The organism is Rhizobacter sp. P3_B12 (assembly GCF_056402895.1).
Window position 1 is genome coordinate 1 of the sequence record NZ_JBFUGN010001103.1, and the last position, 1,896, is coordinate 1,896.

The 1,896-nt window shown below is 69.4% G+C and carries 2 protein-coding genes; both read left to right on the top strand.

Translation table 11 applies throughout. The annotated features are described in order from the left end of the window. Positions 1-271 precede the first annotated feature (271 nt). Positions 272-1,375, top strand: coding sequence for a choice-of-anchor D domain-containing protein (locus AC1D01_RS32595; RefSeq protein WP_477873638.1), 1,104 nt, complete (start codon positions 272-274; stop codon positions 1,373-1,375). Further along, positions 1,372-1,896: RHS repeat domain-containing protein (locus tag AC1D01_RS32600; protein ID WP_477873639.1), on the top strand; the 525-nt coding region annotated here is incomplete at its 3' end. The genes AC1D01_RS32595 and AC1D01_RS32600, both read left to right, overlap by 4 nt.

The window sequence follows — 1,896 nt, forward strand, 5'->3', positions numbered from 1 at the left end:
CTCCACGACCTGCGGCAACTCGCTGCCGGTGGGTGGCAGCTGCTCGGTCACGGTGCGCTTCCAGCCGACGGCCAATGCCGCACGCAGCGGCAGCGTGAGCATCGGCACGGGCGCGGGGACGCTGTCTGCCGCGCTGAAYGGCACSGGCCTGCAATCGGTGATCGCGGTGACYGGCAAYGGCGCRGCKAGCCTSTCGGCRCAGARGGGCGGTGCRGCRGSMAGCGGCACGGTCACCTTCACGAACAGCGGCAACCAGGCGGCGACGCTCACGATGTCGGGCYTGAGCGCRCCKTACTCGGTGAGCCCGGCCAGTTGCGTGGCGCCTGCGGGCGGCAGCTGTGCGGTGACGGTGTCGATGGCCACGGCCGGTGCAATCGGCGCGCAAGGCGGCCAGATCCTGACGGCCACCGGCGGCACGACCGGTGYGGTGTCGGCCGGTGTCGCGGGCACGCTCTATGGCTCGTCGATTTCCGTGAGTGGCAATGGCGCGACCGCCTTGAGTGCTCCGAGGGGCGGCGGCGCAGCCTCCGGCACGGTGAGCTTCACCAACAGCGGCAACCAGGCGGCGACGCTGACGATGTCGGGGTTGAGCGGTGTGTACAGCGTGGCACCGGGCAACTGCGTGGTCGACCCCGGCGGCACCTGCTCGGTGACGGTGTCGATGGGCACGGGCGGCAACATCGGCGCACAAGGCGCACAGACGCTGGCCGCGACCGGCGGAACGCTGGCTGCGGCATCGGCCACGGTGTCCGGCACGGTGACGGGCTCGATCGCGACGTTCTTCTACGGCGGCCTGGCCTATGGAACGGTGAACCAGAACTCGACGGCACCGGTGAACACGATCGGGTGGCGCAACGACGGCAATGCGCCGATGACGCTGACGGGGCTGTCGGGCCTGCCCGGCGCGTTGAGCGTGACTGGCAACGGCTGTACCAATGTGGCGCCTGGAGTCTCGTGCAGCATGACGGTGCAGCTGTCCACCAGCGCGCTGACGAACTTCAACCAGACGGTGAGCACGGTGGGCGCGACGGTGAACACGGCAGTCACCGCGAGCGGCTCGGTGCAGACGATCCCCGGCGCGTTCTTCACGCTGAGCCCCGGGGCGACTTCGACGAGCTTCTACACGACGGTCACGCTGACGGTGAGCAATCCGTACACCGCGGCGCAGGCGGTCACCGCCGTGACGCAGAACGGCGAGGCATCACCAGGGACGGGCACCACCTGTGCCGTGGGCGGCAGCGTGCCGGCCGGGGGCAGTTGCACGTTCCAGTGGATCTACAACCGATGCGTCGCGACGACGGTGAACTACAGCGTGAGCAATCCGTTCGGCACCGCCACCTCCAGCAAGGCCATTCCGAAGGGGAGCTGCCCATGAAGTGCCTTCACACGATCCTGCTGGCGGTGGCCGCAGTRGCCGCGGGCGCAGCACGTGCCCAGGTCCAGCCGCCCATCGACCCGTTCCGGTACACGAAGACGGCGAGCACCACCTACCGCCCCGATGGCCTGGTGGAAACCGAGAAGGTCGAGCCCGACGACCCGAAGCTGTGCGTGCTGACGACGTATGGCTACGACCCGGCGGGCAACCGCATCAGCACGCGGCAGGAGAACTGCCCGGGTGCGAGTGGCGAAGCGCTCTTCACGGCGCGCACGAGCACGACGACCTTTGCCACGCAGACGGTGACGATCGCCGGCCAGAGCATCAAGGTGCCTGCGGGCAGCTTGCCGAGCGAGCGCAGGAACGCGCTGCTGCACGGTGAGACGCAGACGGTAGATCCCCGCTTCGGCACGGTGCTGAGCAAGACCGGGCCGAACGGGCTGACCACGCGCTGGGAATACGACGATCTGGGCCGCGCGACGCGCGAGATCCGCGCCGACGGCACACGGTCGATCACGGCG